The sequence below is a fragment of the Belliella filtrata genome, from assembly GCF_022549775.1.
GTDB classification, from domain to species: domain Bacteria; phylum Bacteroidota; class Bacteroidia; order Cytophagales; family Cyclobacteriaceae; genus Belliella; species Belliella filtrata.
Genome location: NZ_JAKZGP010000015.1, coordinates 45,395 through 66,197, shown reverse-complemented (window position 1 = coordinate 66,197; position 20,803 = coordinate 45,395). Strand labels below are relative to the sequence as shown.

General features: G+C 39.4%; 15 protein-coding genes. 11 read left to right on the top strand and 4 right to left on the bottom strand.

Annotated elements, in window-relative coordinates; all coding sequences use genetic code 11:
* Window positions 1-12: 12 nt before the first annotated feature.
* From rhaM to MM239_RS08115, 3 genes are all read right to left on the bottom strand, one after another.
* Window positions 13-303: an L-rhamnose mutarotase gene (rhaM, locus tag MM239_RS08125; protein WP_241347702.1), complete on the bottom strand. Its 291-nt coding sequence runs from the start codon at window positions 301-303 to the stop codon at window positions 13-15.
* Entirely contained in the window at window positions 293-3,169 is a 2,877-nt protein-coding gene (locus tag MM239_RS08120) for a glycoside hydrolase family 2 TIM barrel-domain containing protein (RefSeq protein ID WP_241347701.1), read from the bottom strand. The genes rhaM and MM239_RS08120 overlap by 11 nt, the downstream gene beginning before the upstream one ends.
* A 272-nt stretch (window positions 3,170-3,441) precedes the next feature.
* The gene (locus tag MM239_RS08115; RefSeq protein WP_241347700.1) at window positions 3,442-4,407 is read right to left on the bottom strand and encodes a glycoside hydrolase family 43 protein; all 966 of its coding nucleotides are present in this window, start codon (window positions 4,405-4,407) and stop codon (window positions 3,442-3,444) included.
* Between the two features lie 626 nt (window positions 4,408-5,033).
* Between MM239_RS08115 and MM239_RS08110 the strand changes: the two genes are divergently transcribed.
* The 11 genes from MM239_RS08110 (at window position 5,034) to MM239_RS08060 (ending at window position 19,149) form a co-directional block, all read left to right on the top strand.
* Window positions 5,034-6,299 (top strand): glycoside hydrolase family 88/105 protein, encoded by a 1,266-nt coding sequence (locus MM239_RS08110; protein WP_241347699.1) that lies wholly within the window; start codon window positions 5,034-5,036, stop codon window positions 6,297-6,299.
* Window positions 6,300-6,678: 379 nt separating this feature from the next.
* Complete coding sequence (locus tag MM239_RS08105; protein ID WP_241347698.1) at window positions 6,679-7,962, top strand: DUF4861 domain-containing protein; 1,284 nt, start codon at window positions 6,679-6,681, stop codon at window positions 7,960-7,962.
* Between the two features lie 80 nt (window positions 7,963-8,042).
* A complete protein-coding gene (locus MM239_RS08100; RefSeq protein ID WP_241347697.1) occupies window positions 8,043-9,371 on the top strand; it encodes a TolB-like translocation protein in 1,329 nt (442 codons plus the stop codon).
* A gap of 14 nt (window positions 9,372-9,385) precedes the next feature.
* Window positions 9,386-11,269, top strand: a complete 1,884-nt coding sequence (locus tag MM239_RS08095) for a rhamnogalacturonan lyase (protein ID WP_317235623.1) — start codon at window positions 9,386-9,388, stop codon at window positions 11,267-11,269.
* Window positions 11,270-11,465: 196 nt separating this feature from the next.
* The gene (locus MM239_RS08090; protein ID WP_241347696.1) at window positions 11,466-12,857 is read left to right on the top strand and encodes a glycoside hydrolase family 28 protein; all 1,392 of its coding nucleotides are present in this window, start codon (window positions 11,466-11,468) and stop codon (window positions 12,855-12,857) included.
* A 115-nt stretch (window positions 12,858-12,972) separates the two neighbouring features.
* Entirely contained in the window at window positions 12,973-13,587 is a 615-nt protein-coding gene (locus MM239_RS08085; protein ID WP_241347695.1) for a DUF6250 domain-containing protein, read from the top strand.
* A 37-nt stretch (window positions 13,588-13,624) separates the two neighbouring features.
* Window positions 13,625-16,339, top strand: a complete 2,715-nt coding sequence (locus tag MM239_RS08080) for an exo-rhamnogalacturonan lyase family protein (RefSeq protein WP_241347694.1) — start codon at window positions 13,625-13,627, stop codon at window positions 16,337-16,339.
* A 402-nt stretch (window positions 16,340-16,741) separates the two neighbouring features.
* Window positions 16,742-17,176 carry a DUF1801 domain-containing protein gene (locus tag MM239_RS08075; protein ID WP_241347693.1) on the top strand — a complete coding sequence of 145 codons (435 nt, stop codon included), beginning with the start codon at window positions 16,742-16,744 and terminating at the stop codon, window positions 17,174-17,176.
* 260 nt (window positions 17,177-17,436) lie between these two features.
* Entirely contained in the window at window positions 17,437-17,874 is a 438-nt protein-coding gene (locus tag MM239_RS08070) for an SRPBCC family protein (protein WP_241347692.1), read from the top strand.
* Between the two features lie 268 nt (window positions 17,875-18,142).
* On the top strand, window positions 18,143-18,511 hold the full coding sequence (locus tag MM239_RS08065) for a DUF1304 domain-containing protein (RefSeq protein ID WP_241347691.1): 369 nt from the start codon (window positions 18,143-18,145) through the stop codon (window positions 18,509-18,511).
* A 5-nt stretch (window positions 18,512-18,516) separates the two neighbouring features.
* Window positions 18,517-19,149, top strand: a complete 633-nt coding sequence (locus tag MM239_RS08060; protein ID WP_241347690.1) for an NAD(P)H-dependent oxidoreductase — start codon at window positions 18,517-18,519, stop codon at window positions 19,147-19,149.
* 128 nt (window positions 19,150-19,277) lie between these two features.
* On the opposite strand, the gene MM239_RS08055 is transcribed toward MM239_RS08060, so the two are convergent.
* A complete protein-coding gene (locus MM239_RS08055) occupies window positions 19,278-20,789 on the bottom strand; it encodes a rhamnogalacturonan acetylesterase (protein ID WP_241347689.1) in 1,512 nt (503 codons plus the stop codon).
* Window positions 20,790-20,803 lie beyond the last annotated feature (14 nt).

Sequence of the window (20,803 nt, the reverse complement as noted above, 5' to 3'; positions counted from 1 at the left end):
CTGCATGGCTAATTACAATTCAAAAACCTTCTCCAAAGGAATCGATACTGGTGAATTGTCCTTGTTGGTATCCATGATGTCAGCCATATATGACCACCATTTCTGGACGATTTCCTCCTCTCCCAGCTCTTGAGAGCCATTTTCTCCTGTGACTTCTTGAATGGCATATAGGGTAGAGGTCTGTCTATCTAGAAAAATACTGTAGGAAACTACTCCAGCATTTTTGAGTAAAGATTTCAATTCTGGCCAGATTTCATCATGTCTTCTCTGATATTCTTGCTCAGCCCCAGGCTTAATTTTCATCCGGAATGCGATTTGTTTTGTCATAAGTCAAACTAGAATTTTTTATAAGGTCAAAATAGAAATATAATGTGCGGGAATATACTCCATTCATGTGATTCATCTCACCTTGAGGGCCATATACGGAAGCATCTGAAGATATACCCAATGCTAACTTACTTCCCAGAGCAGGAATACCATCCAAGAATGAAATATTCCCTTTTGGAAGTTCTGGAAAACTCTTAGGGCCAGAGAGACCAAAAAAGTCAAAGAGACGAACTTGTAGTCCATCCTCTGGAGTGACCACGTAAAACTTGCCTTGTGCAGTATTGATTTCCATCCAGCTAATGTCTCCAAAGTAACCTTTAAACTCCGGATAATCAAAAGGTGTGCTTCCTGTGTGGGTATTGTTGTAGAGGTTTTGATGTACATCAATGGTGCCTTGGCTCCTGTTTTTCCAAATTCTAGTGGGGCCTTTTCCCAACCATTTGGCACTGATGACATTGGACTCTGGGTAGTCGAAACTTACTCCAGGGTATGCATATTCACCCTCTGGTAGTTCATAAGTGTAATTCAACTCTACCCAACCACTCGGATTGATTTTCCAAATTGCCTCTTTTAAGAAACCGTCATACTCAAAGGTTAAGCTTTTGATCTCTGCTTTGTCTTTTATATGGATTCGCTTGACATGTTGATCTCCATAAGTGAACCTGGGGCCATTATCTAAACTCAAATCCATTCCACTTGGCTTTTGGATTCTAGTTAATACACCATTGTTTTTATCAAAAGTTAAAGAAAACCCACCACCTGATAGCACAATCAGACTGTCATCAGAGGAGATTTCAGTGGGGAAATCTCCTTCGGTTAGTTTGTCTATACTTTGCATAATGTCTTTGAGAGGGTTGATTTTCCAAGACCAGGTATAAATTTCTTTGCCATGAGGGTCTATAGCAGTGATGTTGAGGCCGTCTGCTTTATGAATGAGAGCTGTTTGGTCAATATTTATTTTGCCTTTGTTTCCTGGTTTGATGTCTGGGCTTTTGACCCTTGATTTTTCTAGAACATGATGACCTGCTATGGGCTCGCCTGGTTTTCGATAATTTATCCAGCTTACTTCAAATTGAACATCAGAAAGGTTTGTGAAGTGGTACCGGTTTTCTATTTCAATCTCTCCGTTGAAATTAGAAGGAAGCTTTTCCAAGAAAATTTTCACGGGGCTGAATATTTCTTTTGCAGCATAGAAGCTTCCTTCCTTTTGTCGATGCGGACCAAGAAGACCATCAGGTGCATTGACCCTGTTGACATCGATCTTGTTTCCCATATCTGTACGTACAAGCCCTTCGTCTGCAAAAACCCAGAGATATCCTCCACCTGACATTTTGGATGTCCACATGAGTTCCCAGAAGTCATGTAGTCCTGCTGCACCACCTCCGTCATCTTGGGCATGGAGAAATTCAGTCGGCATATAGATCAAGGTGGAGTCTGAGAATTTGCTGATCAGGCTTTCATAGTTTTCATAATGATCAGTATCGACTCCATTGAATGCATTACCTGGTCGGTGATGGGCATGTATCACTGGCCTTTTTGATGGGTCATATAAGTCGAAGTCTCCGTCCAAAGCTTTATTTGTTCCTCCTTCATTTCCATTGCTCCAAAAAATGATAGATGGGTGATTGACGTCTCTTTGAACCATTTCTTTTACTAAAATTCTCCCTGATTCAGTATCGTAAGCATTTTGCCATCCTCCAAGCTCGTCCATTACATAGAGCCCAAGAGAATCACACAGTTGCAAAAATGATTTGTCAGGTGGATAATGAGCAGTTCTTACTGAGTTCATGTTCATCTCTTTGATCAGTAAGATATCATTGAGATCAAGGGATCTATTGAGAGATCGCCCTGTTTCTGGCCAAAAGGCATGCCTGTTTACACCTTTCATTTTTACTTTGGTGTCATTGACATAGATTCCATCACCTTCTTTGATTTCTATGGTTCTGAATCCTATACGCTCCGATACTTCATGGAGACTTTTATTGCTTTTATCTTTGATGGATAAGTTGAGTTGATATAAATTGGGGAATTCAGCGTTCCAGGTTTTGATGTTTTCAAATTGACCCTGAATGACTAACCCTCCATCTCCTTTGAACTCATTGAGGGAAGTAGTCCATCTTTTGACCATATTGCCAGATAGGTCAGCCAAATAGGCTTCTACTTCTACAGCAGTAGAAATGTTGGCTAACTCTAGGTGTACCTCTAGTTTTCCATCAGCTTGGGCTACGATAGCTTGGTGTACAATGTGCTCTTTAGGTTTGGCATTGATATATACTGGTCGATAGATTCCTCCAAAAATCCAATAATCAGCATACCTTTCTGCTCTATTTACTGAGTTGTTAGCTGACATTTTGCTGACTTTTACTTCGATAAGGTTTTCTTTGTTATGATATACCAGATCTGTGATATCATAACTGAAACGGTAGAATGCACCTTGGTGAGTAGATCCTGCGGATTTCCCATTTATTCTAACTTCTGTATCAGTCATCGAGCCTTCGAACACCAATTCTAGCACTTGGTCATTGAAGTTCTCGGGAAGGGTGAATTTTCGCTTATAATACCCAACTTCATCAGCAAATTCATGTGAACGACCATAAGTTACATAGTCTCTACCATAATTGTACAATCCAAACCCCTGTTGTTCCCAATGTGAAGGGACTTCGATGGTTGTCCAATAGCCACTTTTTCTACCGGACGAACAAAAAAAATCCCATGTTACCGTGTTTTCATTGTCTATACCGCTGAGAAATAATTGTGATGTATGCTGGGCATGTATCGCCTCTAAAATGGATATGAAAAAGATAACAGAACAACAGAAATGCTTAATAAACTTTGATGGCATGATTTTCGGAATAGTTTTGAAAAACTAAATAAAAAGCATTTTAACATAACAAGTATCCTGTACTTTCTGAGTTTGTCCAAATGCCTAGTAACTTTTTAGCTTTAGTGGAAGGCTGGATTTTTGAAGAATATTATTAAACAAAATAGATAGGAATGTTGAGGAACTTAGAAAGTTTCAAAAGTTGAAAAGTTCAGCATCTTTGTTTTTGGTACTTATTTAAATAGTATCATTGATAAAGAATTTTTAACCTTTTCTTATCTTTTCTCTAGGTTCTATTCGCCAGTTTTTCTTTCAAATTTCTCCATCAATTTTTGCAATTCAGTACTTGAGATTTTGAAAACTGAGCCATGTCGAGTGCCCTTTGGGAAGCTGATTTGCTCCGAAATATCTTTCCAATTTTCTAAATCTGAAGAAGCAACAGCTCCCATACTTTTCTCTATGTACTTATCAAAATAAACTATCCATTGACCGTTTACTTTGGCTACAGTAGGTCCTTCCGCCCAATATTCTCCAGTGATCGGTTCAGATGCTTTTCCATATCCTGAGTTTAGCTTATTGCTTCTAGTAATTCGGATGTTTTTTTGTGCAGGTTCTCTAGTTTCATCTTTGATAAACATAATGTATTCATTATCTTCTTTGATGATGGTGCCATCGATCACATTGAAGCCTGGTTCATAAAGTAAGGAAGTAGGGCTGAAGTTTTGAAAATCCTTAGTTGTGGTGTAATATTTACGATGATTGTAGCCACTTTCTTCATTGGATTGGGTTTCTGGGTACATTCCATCTATTGTTGTGGACCAAAAGATCATATAGATATCATCCTCTACATCATAGAAAATCTCAGGTGCCCAGGTATTCCTAGCACCTTCTTCATGTGCCATTACTGGGATAGTTCGCTGCTCGTTCCAATTGACCAAGTCTTGAGATGTGGCATAGCCGAGACTTTTTTCCGTCCAACTGACTGTCCATACCATGTGATAGTTTCCATCTCCACCTTTTATGATACATGGGTCTCTCATGAGTTTGTCTTCTCCTGCTGTAGGACTGAGCACTGATCTACCATCATTCAATGCTTCCCATGTCAAACCATCCAGACTATATGCCAAGTGCAATCCATCTTCGCCATTGCCCATGAAGTAAGAAAACATATAGACTTCAGGTTCTTTAGCTTTACAATAGGTGCTGGTCAATATAATCAATGTGCAAATGCAAATGCAAAGTAATGTTTGTTGCTTCATTTCGAGGTTAGTTTGAGATTATAAGAATAGGTTAATATTTTGGAATGGGCAAGTAACTACTGGAAGGGAAGCTTTTCTAGCAGGATAGTACATGGTGGGTTGCTTGTCTAGTTAGGGCCTGTTTAAAAACACGAAACCACTTGGTAATGTATGGGTTAGTTTGCATGGTCAATGATCTTGTGCAGCGTTTTTTAGCAAATGAGTGCAAAAGCCTTAAAGTAAATTGACTCGTTTTTGGTAGCCAGCTTCACACAAGCTACTTCATTGGCTTCAGTCCACAGTATATTTATACAGCTACATTTCGCCAACTCGTATCCAACACAAGACTGAATTTTTCAGCAGACCCTAGTTAATTCAGCTAGTCTTGATATGTAAATGTATTTAGTCATCATAATAGTAAGTTTGCTCATGCAGCTTAAAAGCTATTTTTTATATCATTTAAGAAAGTGGGTTGTAGGTAGATAAATTTTATAAGGAAGCCATGATTTATAATTGAAAAGTTTCCCTTCGGGTAAGTACAGGATAGGAAATTTCAGTTAAGACACTAATTTCGATAATATTAAAAATCATCTAGCTTATTGAAATACTTCAACAAGCGCAATGCATAAACCAATAACCACACCCTAATGAAGCACATCAACTTTAGAATAAAGTCCATATTTGGATTATTACTAATTATTTTACAAACCAATTTCCTTCAAGCACATCAGGAAGACAAGGAAACAGATTTGGAAGTAGTTAGAAAAGTAGCAGATTATATTCTTTCTAAGACTAAGTTAGGTTTTGTTGATGCTGATGGGAAGTCAATTACTTCATTTGAGAATATTTCAGAGGATAAAGAACTTTCATTTGCGTCCAAGTATGGAGAATGGCACTACACCAATGGAGTTATTAATTTGGCGATGATTCATCTTGCGGCACAGACAGGTGATGAGAAATATTATGCTTACGCTAAGAACCATATTGCCCATGGGTTTGACAATTATGAGTTCTTTCAAAAGCGCTTTAAAAACGATAGACCACACCATAGATATCCATTGGGTCAGCTATGGACTATGTTAGAGCTGGATGATTTTGGAGCAATATCAGCAAGTATGCTGGAGGTTATGGAACGTGACAATGATCCTCGGTATGAAACATACATCAAAAATGGGTTAGAAAGACTTACTTATGGTCAAGATAGGTTGTATGATAAAACATTGGTGAGGACTTTTCCTCAAAAAATGACTTTGTGGGCGGATGATTTGTACATGAGTGTTCCATTTTTGTCAAGGTCAGCTGTTTATACAGGAGAAAACAAATACTTTGATGATGCGATCAATCAAGTATTGAGCTTTGACAAATACCTTTGGAACCCTCATAATGGTTTGTATTTCCATTGCTATTACACAGATACAGAACAAAATGGTGTAGCACACTGGGGGAGAAGTAATGGATGGTTGGTGTTGTCTCAACTGCATTTGCTTGAGCGATTGCCAGAGGGCTATCCTGGGAAAGAAAAGGTAAGAAAAAACTTAGAGAAGCAATTGATAGGCCTATCAAGGTATCAGGATCAGGATGGATTGTGGAGGCAATTATTGGATAAAAATGATTCTTACCAAGAGACCTCTGCATCAGCCATGTTTGTCCAAGGGTTTGCCAAAGCCATTACAGAAGGTTGGATTGATAAGCGTTTTGCATCAGTGGCTTTGAGAGGATGGGAAGGGCTACGCAAGCATATGATTGAGGAAGATGGACAAGTAAGAGCAATTTGTGTAGGGACAGGGATCAGTGATGATTTGGTTTTTTACTACACAAGATCAGCCAGCCCCAATGAGAAGCATGGTGTCGGTTCAGTGATTGATGCGGGCTTAGAAGTTATCAAGCTAAAGGAGTTTTTAAGGAAAAATTAAAATACGCGTTTTAATATATAGGGTTAATTAGTTTGGAAAACCATACCGCAATAAGGTATGGTTTTTTTTAGATCTTTAGTAGATAAAGTTATTTTATGATGCAAGACACTACAGGGATGTTGTCTGGATGATATGAGGTATATTGTTAATCTAAATCGTGCAAATAATGTCTTAACAACAAAGTGTTTCGAATACTTGCTAGGGAGACTGTTTATTTAAATGATTGATTTTGAAAACATTGTGTCTAATCATTATTCGTGATCAGTTTAGTTAGATAGTATTTTACTTGCTTTCTAGCGCTGGTTGATTTATTGATGATTATATGAATTTCATAATTTAACAACCAAATTTATCTGATTAACCCAACTTCAACCTAATTATGTTAAAAACCAATTCCATCAGACTTTCAGCTTTAGTATTTGTTCTGTTCGCATGCAATCCTGCTGTAGAAGAATCCTCTCCTCAAATCTTATTAAAAAACCAAAGTTCCATTGATCTTAAGGATAAAGGTGTAATAATTGATTTCAAAGACTTGAAATCAGAAGCTAATAAATTCCTACATATAGCTGATGCTGAAGGGAATTCAGTCGCTTATCAAATCGACGATGTCAATGGAGATGGTATACCTGATCAACTTTTTATGTTGGTAGATCTCAAGGCTGATGAAGAAAAATCACTGGATATCACATGGGTGGATAGTCAGCCTAAATTTGAACAGAGGACAGCTGTCAGGTTTGGGAAAAGAGATGATATCGATCAGCCTGTTACACCTAGACAAGAAGATTTGTTTTTTTCTCATGAATTACCCAAGAGTATGGGTTATCAGCCATATCAAACGGATGGCCCTTCTTGGGAAAATGATAAGGTAGGCTTTAGGCATTACTTTGATGGCAGAAACTCCAAGGATCTTTTTGGGAAAAAAACTTCCAAAATGAGCCCCAAAGATGTTGGTGTGAATGATAAGGGTGAAGTTGAAGACAATTATCACGTCATGGAAGACTGGGGTAGGGATATTCTTGCAGTAGGAAACTCTGTGGGTCTTGGTGGTATCACACTGTTAAAAGATGATCAACCCGCTAGGCTAGGAGTGTTGGTCGATGAGGAAATGAGCAATATCTATCAATCATCTTTTAAGATTATGGCAGAGGGTCCTATAAGGTCTATTATGGAATTTGAGTATAGGGATTGGGATGCATTTGATAGAAAGTATCCAAGGATAGTAGAGAGGGTAAGTATTGTTCCAGGTATGTATGCTTATAAAAACGAAGTGATGTTTGAGGGCTTACACGGCGATGAGCACTTAGCTGTCGGTCTGGTGAATATACACAATGATAAAGGAATCAAAGAAATTACAGATTTTGATGATTGGGTGATATTGATGACACATGATGCGCAAGGGTATGATAAGGAATGGATCATAGGTATGGCATTGATCCTTCCAAAAGGACAATACATGGAAATGATAGAAGCTCCCAAGTCAGGTAAGTTGACAGATTCCTATCTGGCAAAGATGAAATCTGAAAGTGAAAAAACTATTGAATACTATGCAGTAGGTGCATGGGAACTAAGTGAAGATAGGTTCATGGAAGCAGCAGGTTTTGAACGGTACCTAAGAGATTTGGTAGCCCATTTGGAAGCGGAAGTTTCGGTTTCTATCCAATAGAATGCTAGCTCACCATCCAACTGAAATACAATCATTGCATAGACGAATTTTAAATTATAAACATGCACAAAATGCTGGTTATGAAAAACATTTTTAAAGTACCATTGCTACTTTTTATTCTAGGAGTTGCACTTCCCACAAGCTTAGTATTTGCTCAGATTGGGAAAAGGCTTCCTTCTGAAAGGAAGGTTGTCCAAGACCCAATCACAGGAGTTGATTTGATATTTTTGACAAGTACACCAGAAGGAGATTCTAAAATCTACCCTACGCACCCTCAGTGGACTTCAGATGGAGAATGGTTGGTATTCAGGTCAAACAGGATCAAAGGGGAAGCTATAGCAGTACATGAGCAATCTGGTGATATGGTGCAAGTGACAGAGGGGGGCTATGATGGTATGTTGACATTGTCCCAGCAAGAGATGCGCTTGTATTATATGAGAAAACTTTCCTCTCAGGATATGGAAGTCGTATCAGTTAACCTCCAACGATTATTTTCTGATAGTGAAATGGGTGATTTGAAGCAAAAAGATCATTATGAAACCATCCATGGGATAGTTCCCAAAGCGATACAAAACGGTGGAGATATGGCTCTCGATGCTGATGATTCTCGCATTTATTTCAAAGTGAACAAAGAAGCAGCTGCAAATCACCTTCCGAAAGACGCAACTGTAGCACCTAGTTTTGGCCCAAGAGGGATGGGGGCAGGTCCAAGTGGTATAGCCAGTTTGGATTTGAAGTCTGGGGAGGTCAGCCATGTGATTTCTGTACCATTTCAAGTTGGTCATGTACAAGTCAATCCTTGGGTTCCAGGAGAGTTGGTTTTTTGTTGGGAGACAGGAGGCAAAGCACCTCAAAGGACATGGACAGTGATGGCTGATGGTACTGGATTGAGGCCTTTGTATCCAGAGTCTGAGTATGAATGGGTGACACACGAAGCAGTCATCAGCCAAGATGAGGTTGCCATGGCAATCATGGGGCATAGGGATGTAGAAATGGATGTAGAAGTGAAAAATGTATCAAGTTCTTCATCAACCAATCCTGGTCAAGAAGCATCTTGGGGCAAATCTGGGATAAGAGAAAAGCCGACTGGTCTGGCTATAGTTAACTTACGAACACGTGAGATGAGGATAGAAGGACAAACTGAAAGTGGAAGTGGCTTATGGCATGTTCACGGATCCCCAGATGGTAAGTGGGCTGTAGGGGATGATTTTTCAAGAACAATTTACCTCATCGATAGGCACACCAAAGAGATGAAAATTTTATCAACTGGACATAAAGTCACAGCGGCTGATCATCCTCATCCTACTTTCAATCCACAAGGAACCAAAATCCAAATCCAATCGGCTATGCTTTCAGAAGATGATCGGACAATGAACATCTGTGTGATACCTATTCCAAAGAATAATTGATAAATCAAATAACCATGTTTCTATTAAAGCAAAGCAAGCCCATTTTATTTCTGCTGATCTTAGTTTCCTTTTCATTGACAGCGTATCCTCGGGACCGACAAATGGAATATCTAGACAGAGGCTTAGTAGCCATACAATCAAAAGATGGAATCTTTGTCAGTTGGAGACAACTAGGAACAGAGCCTGATGATATTGGATTCAATCTCTACAGGATCGAAAAGGATAAGCAGCCTGTCAGAATCAATAGCAGGCCTATAAAAGATAGTAACAACTACCTCGATACTTCAGCTGATCTCCTTCTACAAAACAGTTACTATGTCACCGCTATCATCGATGGGCAAGAAGTGAAACAAGGAAAGGCGTATCGAGCTTGGGATAAGCCTTACCTTTCCATTCCTTTGAGAACTCCTGAAGGGTACCATGCCAATGATGCATCTGTAGGGGATCTGACAGGAGACGGGAGATATGAGATAGTTGTTCATATGTTAGGCAATGGAAAAGATAACTCACAAAAAGGTATAACTACTGACCCAATCTTACAGGCATACACATTGGATGGAGAATTTTTATGGGAAATAAACTTAGGAAAAAATATCAGAGAAGGAGCACACTACACCCAGTTTATGGTCTATGACTTAGATGGCGATGGTAGAGCTGAGATAGCCTGTAAGACAGCTGATGGAACTGTAGACGGTATAGGTGAAATCATCGGTGATGCAGATGCTGACCATAGAAACTCCGATGGATATATTTTGAAGGGCCCCGAGTTTTTTACCATTTTTGATGGGCTTTCAGGAGCTGCACTAGCTACTACAGATTATGTGCCTGCTAGGCATCCTGATATCCAAGATCCAAGTCCCGATGAGATGAAGGAGATTTGGGGAGACGGTTACGGAAATAGAATTGATAGATTTCTTGCAGGAATAGCCTACTTAGATGGTGAGAAACCTAGCTTGATACTGAGTAGAGGGTACTATACACGTACAGTTATCTCCGCATGGAACTGGAGGGATGGTGAGCTTTCTCAAGTTTGGACTTTTGATAGTCATGGAGGTGATGAAGAGAATAAGAAGTACGCAGGTCAAGGATATCATAGTCTCACCATCGCTGATGTGGATAATGATGGAAAAGATGAAGTTGTGTTTGGTTCTATGGTAATCAATCATGACGGCAAAGGCCTATATTCTTCAGGCTTAGGTCATGGTGATGCGATGCATGTGAGCAATATGAATCCTAATAGAAAAGGGATGGAGATCTTTGGCATTCATGAAAATGCTCGACATCCTCATGGAGCGAACTTGAGAGATGCCATGACAGGCGAGATTTTATGGTCATTCCCTTCCAAAGATGTAGTTAGAGGTTTGGCCATAGATATTGATCCTAGGTATGAAGGTTTTGAAAGCTGGGCCTCAGGAGATGGATTAGAAGGCTTGTGGAATATTAACGGTGAAATGATATCTGAAGTCAAGCCAACATCTTGCAACATGGCCATATGGTGGGATGGGGATTTGCTCAGAGAGATACTTGATGGTGTTAATATTGACAAATGGGACTACGAGAATAGCAATATGGTAAGAATCCTATCCGGAGCAGACTTTGAAGTCGTGAAAAATAACGGGACTAAATCTAATCCAAACTTGTCAGCTGATATCTTTGGAGACTGGAGGGAAGAGTTGATCACTCGCACAGAAGATGGTAAAGAGCTTAGAATTTTTTCAACAACAATACCAACTAAACACAAGGTTTATACGCTGATGCATAATCCTCAATATCGCTTAAGTATCGCATGGCAAAATGTAGCTTATAATCAACCACCTCATACAGATTACTTTTTTGGGCATGGAATGGAAAAGCCAAAACTACCAGCAATAAAGACGATCAAGTATCAGGACAGATGAGTAGCAAGAATAGACGTGAGAGGTTAGATAAGATTTGAGATAATAAAGGACAAAAAATAATTATACATGTTCTTATGTAACTTTTGTTAAATTAAAGTTGCTTGAATTGTAGATTCTCTACATGATACTACAGGAGACTCCCCGAGAAAATTTGGGCTAAATTGATCCTATAAACCCTAAAAAGAAAATGGATGTAATGCTGAAATCATTAAAGGTGAAGGATGTAATCTTCGTATTTGTCATCAAGTCTTTGTTACTGCTATCTTGTAACCAGAGCTCGTCAGATGGGATACTTATTGATCAAATAGAAATCGAAGCACCTTTTGAAATGCCTAGTTTGGAGTTTCCAAAATTCGAAAATGTAGAAACTAAGTTGATCACTGAATTTGGGGGAGAGCCTGCTGATAAATTAAAGAATATTAAAGCTATAGCTGAGGCAATGGATTGGGCTCATCAAAATCAAGGTGGGAGGATTGTTATACCAAAAGGAGAATGGCATACAGGTAAAATACATTTCAAAAGTTTTGTCAACCTGCACCTAGAGGAAGATGCAGTTTTGGTGTTTTCTGATGATCCAGAGGATTACCTTCCAGCTGTGCAAACTTCTTGGGAAGGAATGGAGTGTTATAATTATTCCCCATTGATTTATGCCTTTGAATGCGAACAAATAGCTATTACAGGTCAAGGTGAGCTGCGTGCCAAAATGGATCATTGGGAGCAATGGTTTGGGAGACCTTCGGGACATATGGAAAATCTCAAAAGACTATATCATCTTGCTGCCCAAAATATACCTGTAGATCAGCGTCATATGGTAAATGATTCAGCAAATTTACGCCCTCATTTTATTCAATTCAACAGGAGTAAACATATTAAATTGGAGGGTGTCACAATCACTAATAGTCCATTTTGGGTGATTCACCCATATTTATCAACACATGTACTCATAAGAGATGTCAAAGTAAATGCTCACGGTCACAATAATGATGGTGTAGATCCCGAAATGAGCCAAGTCATGCTAATAGAGGATTGTGTATTTGATCAAGGTGACGATGCCATTGCCATCAAATCAGGGAGAAATCAGGACGCATGGAGACTCAATACACCTACCAAAAACCTTGTTATCAGAAATAATTTTGTAAAAAATGGACATCAGTTGATAGCAGTGGGTAGTGAGCTTTCGGGGGGTGTAGAAAATGTCTACGTGCATGATTGTGAAGTAGAAGAAGGAGCTAAGTTAGGACATTTATTGTTTATCAAAACCAATGAGAGAAGAGGTGGTTTGGTCAAAAACATTTTCATGAAAAATATCAAGGCTGGAAGGATTGATTTGGGAGTACTAGGCATAGAGACGGATGTGCTTTATCAATGGCGTGATATTGTTCCAACTTATGAGAGGAGGCTTACGGAAATTCAAAATGTGTTTTTAGAAAATATAGAAGCAGGTGATGTACGCTTTGTCTCTAGGATATTAGGAGATCAGGAAATGCCCATTGAAAATATTCATTTGACACGAGTCAATACTAAAAACATAAGAGAAGAAAAACATATTCATGAACACGTCAAAGGGTTTGAGGAAAAGAAAAGATAGAGAAATGATAAAGGGTTTGACTTGGTTACCTATAATGATATTTTTGATTTCATGTTTCTCCTGTAAGCACAGAGACAAAGGTGATATTGATTCCCAATTACAAGAATCAATAAAAATGGAATTAATCTTTGAAAGTGATTTTTCAAAAAAGTTGGATCCAGGTCTATGGAAGGTAGAAATGGACTCAACACCAAATTCTCAAGTTTATACCAATGCAGGTAAGCTGATAATGGATACCGAAGGAGGAGTTACCGTGTGGTTGGACAAAAAGCTAGAAGGGGATTATGAGATCACTTATAACAGAAGGGTAGTATTAGACTCAGGAAGAAACGATAGGTTGTCAGACCTCAATCAATTTTGGGCTGCCAGTGATCCTACCGATATCGGTATGTTTCATCGTTCTGGAAAATTTGAATCTTATGACAACATGCATTTATATTATGTAGGTTTTGGGGGGAATTATAACGAGACCACAAGATTCAGAAAATATTATCAGGGAGAGAAGCCAGTCTTGGGGGAATATATTACTGAGCCATACTTGCTCAAAGCCAATCATGACTATCAAATCAAAACAATCGTGAGAGCTGGAGAGGTGAGCTTTTGGGTTGATGATAAGTTGTTTTTCGAGTATGATGACCCATCACCCTTACAAGCTGGTTACTTTGGCTTTCGATCAACATGGTCAAGGCATCAGATTTCAAACTTAAAAATCAGAAAATTAATCGATTAGAAATTCCACATCGGATCAGTGAAATTGTCTTAAACAAATGAAAAAGCAAACCAAGATTTCGCGACGTACTTTTGTCAAAACGTCCTCAGCAGCAGCTGGAGGTGCCTATTTGCTATCGTCTTTGTCAACTCAAGCAGATTTTATTAAAGCAAAAGGTGGAGAAGTTCAACTTAATTGGTTAGGGGATGCAAAACCTATACATAACCAAGGTTTGACATGGGGGGTGAGTTGGCCAAAAGGGAAAATTAAGAGAAATTCTGGTTTCGAGTTGATAGCGGATGATAATCAAGAGGTTCCAATACAAAGCTGGCCTTTGGCCTTTTGGCCTGATGGAACTTTGAAATGGACAGGTCATGCTGTGCCCGCTATCCCGCTTCTAGCAGACAATTTCACACTAAAGCCCACAACTAGAGTAAAAAAACTAGAAGGAATCAAAATCGAGGATTCAGAGAGTCTTATTACAATTGACACAGGAGGAGTTATTTATAAACTACCTAAAAGTGGAAATCAAATAATTTCCTCGATTCTGAAGGCTGGAAAAACAATGGCTTCTAATGGCAGGCTAATTCTTTTGCATCAAGACGCCGCTGACGAAGATTCGGCATCAGCTATCCAAAGATCAATTTTTCAAGGTGAAATATCCAAAGTCACATTAGAACAAAATGCTGCTTTGAGATCCGTAGTGAAAATCGAGGGATCACATCAGTCAGAAGCTGGACGAGCTATCGTCAACTTTGTGGTAAGGCTTTATTTTTATCATAAGGCTGATGCTTTTAAAATGATTCATACTATCGTATTTGAAGGGGATGAAAAGCAAGATTTCATCAAAGGGCTCGGTGTGAGGTTTGATCTTCCAATGCATGATGAGCTACATGACAGGCATGTTAGGTTTGCTGGAGAAGAGGAAGGGATATTTGCTGAAGCGGTTAGGGGGTTGACAGGGCTGAGGAGAGATCCCGGTAGGGCAGTGATCGAAGCGCAATTGGCAGGGAGGAAGACACCACCGATCGAGATGTTTCCTGAAAATGTTTCTAGAAACATCCATTACATTCCAGCATTTGGTGACTACACTTTGTTTCAAGGAGATTCAGATTCTTTTTCTATCAGAAAAAGAACGGCAGAAGGACACTCATGGCTCAATGCGGGAAAAGGTAAAAGAGCAAGAGGCTTGGCTTTGGCAGGTGGTCCAAGTGGGAGCTTTGGGTTTGGGATTAGAAATTTTTGGCAGAGCTATCCTGGTCAGCTAGATATTAAAAATGCACATTTGGATCAATCAGAAGTGACGGCGTGGCTATGGGCACCAAATTCTCCCACAATGGACTTGAGGTTCTATCATGATGGTATGGGGCAAGATACCTATCCTAAGCAGTTGGATGCTTTAGACATTACCTATGAAGATTATGAGCCTGGTTTTGGTACTGCCAAAGGTGTTGGTCGAACATCGGAGTTGAACTTTTGGGTACTAGATGCTACCCCAAGCCATGAAGAATTGAATGAAATGATGCAGTACCTGACAGAGCCACCGCTACTTACAGCATCTCCTGATTACATGCTTCAAGTAGGTGTATTTGGTGGACTGTGGTACACTGATCGACTACAATCAGACCGAGCAGAAGCTTTTGATAAGCAGTTATTATGGTACTTTGAGTTCTATCAAAAACAAGTTGAAGAGCATAGGTGGTTTGGTTTTTGGGATTTTGGAGACTTTATGCATACTTATGACAGGGATAGACATGTGTGGAGGTATGATGTAGGAGGATTTGCATGGGATAATTCGGAGTTATCTACTGATCTATGGCTTTGGTATTATTATTTAAGGACCGGACAGAAGGAGGTGTTTAGACTTGCTGAAGCCATGACAAGACATACAGGAGAGGTTGATGTGCATCATTCAGGGCCTTTTGCTCCTTTGGGAAGTAGGCACAATGTGATGCACTGGGGCTGTAGTGCCAAGCAACTCCGCATCAGCACTGCTGCCAACAGGAGATTTTATTATTATCTCACAGCTGATGAGCGGACAGGGGATTTGATGAGAGAGCAAGTCAATGCAGCCGAGTCTCTACTGAAAGTGGTGCCAATTCGAAAAGTAGCTCCAAAGGATACTTGGGGCACAGATGATCCAAATCAGGTATATTTGGGTTTCGGTACTGACTGGGGAGCTATTGCTGCAGCTTGGCTTACAGAATGGGAGCGAACTGAGGATAAGTCCATTCGCGATAAACTTCTGGCTAGCATGAGATCAATCGGAAATCAGCCAAAAGGTTTCTTTTCAATGGGTAGTAGGATGAACTTGAAGACTGGTGAATTTGAGATTTCAAAAAGCCAAAAAGCTTCTGCCTCACACCTCTCAGCTGTGTTTGGACTCACTGAGATAGCAATTGAATTGTATGAGCTCCTTGGAATGGAGACTTTCAATAAGGCTTGGCTACAGTATTGCCAATACTACAATGCAAGTCCCGAAGAGCAAGAGAAGGTACTAGGGAACAGTTTGGGAAAACTTAACCTTGCTCAGGGACACGCAAGGCTTACGGCTTTTGCAGCTAGAGAAAAGGCTGATACCCGACTTGCCAAGCGTGCCTGGGAAGAGTTTTATGAAGGTAGTGGTGGAATTAAAAGTCATGGACAGGCTAAATTCATCAGTGGTAATAAAGTGCTCACGCCTCGAACAGAGGCCGAAGGAGTTTCTACAAATGCCACTGCGCAATGGGGCTTAGCTGCAATGCACTGCTTAGCACTATTGGAAAGAAAGTGAGAAATGAAAGATTAGAAGCAAGAAACAAGAGATAAGAAACAAAAGAAAGAGTGTCATAGGAACGAACGTCATTCTAGCCTTGGGTTTCAACCCAAGGAAAAATTATAGAGACAGGTCAAAGTGCCATTGGTATGACCGACAAAACTGGATGCATGAATCTAAACTGGGATGAATAGGGAGGAGGAAATGGTGAGTTAGCGTAATGATGAACGGATGAGGTGAGAGAGAAACAAGAGAAAAGAGTCGAAAAAATGACAATAGCGCCATAAACGAGTGATTTAAAGCCCGCTAAAAAACCAGTCATTAGTTAGGCAGGGTAAATTAACATTTGCCTTGAGTTTGACTCTTGAAGTTCTGAATTTTTATTATTTTAACTCTATACTAGAAATAAATCCTACCGAAATGGCTGAGTTAAAGACAAAAGAAAATGATGCGAATGTTCACGATTTTATCAATTCATTTGCAGACACTGAGCAGAAGAGAAAGGACAGTTTTGAAATCTTACAGCTCATGAAGGATTTCACTGGCTTTGAGCCAAAAATGTGGGGTGGTTCAATCATAGGGTTTGGGCAATATCATTACAAGTCAGAAAGAAGCAGCCAAGAAGGTGATTGGCCGCTGGTAGGTTTTTCCCCAAGAAAAGCAGCAATCTCCCTTTATGTTTATTCGGGCTGTTCGGGTCAGGAAGAACTGCTCCAAGACTTGGGAAAGTTCAAAATGGGAAAGTCTTGTATTTACATTAAGAAACTATCAGACATCAATCAAGAAACCCTTAAGAAATTGATGAAATCTACGATTGAATATCTAAAATCAAAACATGGCAAGCCTAAGAACTAAATGCGATTAAGCAAATGGATCTTATAGAACATTATGATAAACTATACCAAGATCTTGTACGCAAAATACATTCTGATACTTATCAGATAGCTGAGTTGATTGGTTGAGTTGACTACAACAGGTTTTGGATAGCCCTTTTATTGTGCTTGAGTAAAATGGTTCTTTAGAATATTGCGCAAATTTGAGCTGCAAGAAAAAACCTATAGGATAATAAATAGACTTGAGTCATAGATGTTTAAATTTTGTGAAGGATTTTACAAATGAAAAAAGCAGAACAAGCAATTGTCGTCGAGCAAATTTTTGATGTTTCCATACTGGAGCTTTGGAAAGCGATTACGGAACTGGATCAGATGAAAAAGTGGTTCTTTGTGAATATAGAAACCTTTGTGGCAGAGTTGGATTATGAGACGAGATTCGTCGTAGAAAACGAAGGCAGGATATTTCCACACTTATGGAAAATCACCGAAGTGGACCCATTCAAAAGAATAACCTATAATTGGAAGTATGAAGGGTACGAAGGTGATTCTGATGTGATTTTTGAATTGTTTGGATCAGCTAAGCAATCAAAACTGACATTAACCCACACAGTTTTAGAGGATTTTTCTGATGAGATTACCGAATTTTCGCGTGAAAGCTGCGAATCGGGATGGATCTATTTTATCAAGCAAAGCTTAAAGGAATATTTACAGTCAAAGTAGAAAATAACCACTTTATTTTGTATCGAAGTGCTTTATTTCTTTTTTCTCAAGAAAGTGAAGTTAGAAAATTAATTTAAAAATAGATTGTATACAATTTAATTTTACACTATTTTTGTAGCGCAGTTAAGCATGTTTTTGAGTAGTTGGGTTGTCTTCACCAAGCTGACGATTTGATCTCTAAAAGCCAAATCCAAATCTTGATCTTCATGTCAATAGTAGGTATATTGAATGGCTTTCAATATTTTAAACAACATTTGAAGACAGCACCATGAACATTATAGCTATCATTTTGACCGTATTGGTCGTCATCGAACATCTTTACATAGTTTGGATGGAGATGTTTGCCTGGGAAACAACTGGAAAAAAAATCTTTGTGGGTTCTATGCCCCATGATTTATTCAAGCCCACCAAGTCTATGGCCGCAAACCAAGGTTTGTACAATGGTTTTTTGGTTGCTGGATTGGTTTGGTCATTTTTGATCAGTGATCCCGAATGGGCTGTGAATTTGCGCTTGTTCTTCTTGGGCTGTGTAGCTGTTGCAGGTATATTTGGGGCTTTGACAGCTAGCAAAAAAATATTCATTATACAGGCAGTTCCGGCTTTGTTAGCCATGCTATTTGTCATCATTTCAAAATAAACAAAATGTCACTTATTGAAGATTTAAATTGGAGACACGCTGTGAAAGCGTATGACCCTACCAAAAAAGTAAGTAAAAAAAATATTGATAAAATTGTAGAAGCAGCCCGTCTGGCCCCAACCTCCTCTGGATTGCAGCCATTCAGGTTGATCGTGGTAGAAGATCAGCAAACAAAAGAAAAACTCGTCAAGGGAGCTTTGAATCCAGATTGCATGAGAGATTGTTCACATGTAATTGTGTTTGCAGCTTGGGATAGGTATACTGCTGAGAGGATTGATAAAGTCTATGATTTCACCACTGAGGAGAGAGGATTGCCTCGTGGAAGATTCAGTGCTTACACAGACATGTTAAAATCCATCTATCTCAAAGAATCAGCCGAAGAGAACTTTGTTCATATTTCCCGACAAGCATATATTAGTTTAGGCTTGGCTTTGGCACAAGCAGCAGAGCTGAGGGTAGATTCTACACCTGCCGAGGGATTTGATACCCATGTTGTAGATGAAGTTTTAGAGCTGGAGAAGCATGGCTTAAAAAGTGTTTCCTTGATGTATGTTGGCTATGCCAACCCTGAAGAGGACTGGATTGCCTCAATGAAAAAAGTCCGAATTCCAACAGAAGAGTTTGTAATCGATAAATAAAATCAGCCACAGACGAACAATTCGCACTATTTCTCTTTACTTTATTCAAATATGCGCCCATTGGGTGAGGTGATTTATTTAAGTTAGAAAATGACCGTGTTTCCAGTGTTCATCTGTGGTTTTTTATTTTACTTCAAAAATGAATGCAAAGTGCTGTTTTCTAGATCTTTGATGCCTTTTACAAGGGCTTCAGCATTGAACTTAGCACCTTCCAGTATGGTGTGTGTGTGGTCTTGATCATTGAAATAATGACTGCTAACATATTCAAAACCAAGGGAATCGTAGCCATTTGAAATGATGTCGTTAAGGTCAATAAATATAGCATTTGTACCTGTAGCTGCTTCATTGGCCCATTTGCCATAGCTTTCATTGGATCTATTTACTTTTTCTTCATTCCAGCTGTTGCGTGGAATGGGGGAGCATATAATCGGAGTGGCGCCTTTTGCTTGAATATCCGAAATCATATTTCGTAAGTATTGACCGTAAGAGTAAACTGTCTCATGTCTTTTGGTGATAGGGTTGAAGATGAATTCTGCTTTTAACCCTGAACCTTTGATTGTTCCTCTGGCTCTGGCTTCATCGTCTAGTGGACCACTGTCGTTGTGTCCAAACTGTATGATCACAAAATCTCCAGGGGCTATTCTTTCTATGACTTTCTGCCAGTTTCCATAGGATTGGAATGTTCTAGAGCTAGTTCCCCCTAGTGCGTGATTTTCTACGCTAATTTTCTCTCTGTCAAAAAATGGAGCTATAAAATCACCCCATCCCCAAAGACCGCCTGCTCCATCACCTTGACCGTTTTTGACAGTGGAATCACCAACTAGGAGAAGTCGAGGTTTTCTCTTAGGAAGTAATGCTTGGAGTTTTTTATTTTCAATCGTTTGGAGTCCTTTGATTACTGACCAGGCATTGATCCTCGCACCAGCATCATTGGTGTGGGTATGGTCCTTTTCAAATAGTCCTTGAACCACCTTCGGCCCCCAAGTGTCATATTGATCTGCTACAATATTGTTTAAGTCTATAAATAAAGCACCGCCTTTTCTTGCAGCCTCCTTTGCCCACAACCCAAAATCTTGATTAGCCCTTTCTACATTATCATCGTTGAATTTGTTTCTTGGGATCATAGATGCGACAATTGGGTACGCACCTTTTGCTTTAGTATCTTCTATAAATTTCATCAGATACCAACCAAATGTATGTACAGTCTCCTGTTTCCCATCAGGCCAAGTTAAAGATTTGGTTTCATTCCCGATGCCTGGTAGTACACCTCTATATCCTGATCTTGTAGTATCAGGATCGCTGCCTTCATTATGTCCAAATTGCATAATGACAAAATCACCAGGTTTAATAGATTCTAGTACACTATCCCAACGACCTTCTTTGATAAATGTTCGTGTGCTCCTTCCTGCCATAGCGTGATTGTGTACTATTACTTTTGTGCTATCAAAAAACTCTTGCAGAAAAGTGCCCCATCCCCATTGCCCAGTTCCACCAGTGCCACTTTGATTGCGCACTGTAGAGTCTCCAATGAGGAATATATTGGTTTGAGTAGGTTGAATTAAAGCTATCCTCATTGAGCTGAAAAGGATGGTGATTACTACAAGACTAATGAAGTATGTCGTAGTATTAATTTTTACCATTGATTTTTGATTTA